The sequence below is a fragment of the Flavobacterium sp. LC2016-23 genome (genome assembly GCF_009674775.1).
GTDB lineage: Bacteria > Bacteroidota > Bacteroidia > Flavobacteriales > Flavobacteriaceae > Flavobacterium.
Map to the genome: position 1 here is coordinate 1 of NZ_WKKE01000084.1, position 479 is coordinate 479.

Genomic DNA, 479 nt, shown 5'->3' on the forward strand with positions numbered 1-479 from the left:
GTTTGTGTACAGCCATTGCTGTTTCTATAAGTGATAACACTTGTTCCGGCAGCAACTCCTGTTACTAATCCTGTATTTGATACAGTAGCAACTGCTGTTGTAGCTGAAGTCCAGGGTGTTGTAGCATTTGGTGTGGCAGAACCTGTTAATTGTGTGGTTGATCCGATACAAACAGCCGGTGTTCCTGTGATTGTTGGTAATGAATTTACCGTTACAGTAACCGTTTGTGTACAGCCATTGCTGTTTCTATAAGTGATAACACTTGTACCCGTTGCAACTCCTGTTACTAATCCTGTATTGTCTACCGTAGCAACTGCTGTTGTAGCTGAAGTCCAGGGTGTTGTGGCATTTGGTGTGGCAGAACCTGTTAATTGTGTGGTTGATCCGATACAAACAGTTGGAGTTCCTGTGATTGTTGGTAATGGATTTACCGTAACAGTAACGGTTTGTGTACAGCCATTGCTGTTTCTATAAGTGAT

General features: G+C 42.6%; 1 protein-coding gene. It reads right to left on the bottom strand.

The window, feature by feature from the left end; genetic code table 11:
• Positions 1-479 (bottom strand): Ig-like domain-containing protein (locus tag GJU43_RS23265; protein WP_195760094.1); only part of this gene is annotated, 479 nt, incomplete at both ends.